1 protein-coding gene is annotated in these 561 nt (G+C 62.9%); it reads right to left on the bottom strand.

Going from position 1 to position 561, the window contains the following annotated elements; all coding sequences use genetic code 11:
* The coding region (locus ABD989_RS17700) for a transposase (RefSeq protein ID WP_345314513.1) at nt 1–561 on the bottom strand (561 nt) is incomplete at both ends.

The following is a 561-nucleotide window of genomic DNA, read 5'->3' as shown; positions in this document are numbered from 1 at the left end:
TGGGCGATTCCGCGGAGGTGTTCGAGGCGTCCGTTGATGGCTTCGACGGGTCCGTTGGAGACGCCGGTGTCGAAGTAGGCGAGGATGTCGGCGCGCCTGTTCCATAGGCTTCGTCCGAGTTGAGCGAGCTCGGTCAGGCCGGCGGGTAGTCCGGTGCGGATCCGTCGCAGGATCTTGTACATGAGTTTCTTGCCCTCGCGGCGGTGTCGGTGTTCGTAGGCGGCGATGAGTTGCTGATACACCTGATGGGTGATCTCCACGGCGGCGTGTGCGTCGTGGCTGGTCAACGACTCGAACAGTCGGATCTTCTGCTTGTCGGTGAGGAGTTCGGTGCGGGTATGCAGGATCCGGCGGATCTTGTAGAGCGGGTCGTCTTTACGGCCCCGGTGCCCACACACCTGCTGCTGGATCCGTTGCCGGCACCGGTCCAATTTCGTCGCGGCCAGATGCACGACGTGGAACGGATCCATCACCACCCGAGCGGTGGGGAGTTCTTCGGTGGTGGCGCTCTTGTAGCCGGTGAATCCGTCCATCGCCACGACCTTGATCCGATCCCGGAAC

The organism is Gordonia alkaliphila (assembly GCF_039542465.1).
Taxonomy (GTDB): domain Bacteria; phylum Actinomycetota; class Actinomycetes; order Mycobacteriales; family Mycobacteriaceae; genus Gordonia; species Gordonia alkaliphila.
Note: the sequence above shows the minus strand (reverse complement) of the source record. Positions and strands in the feature narration are given on the sequence as shown.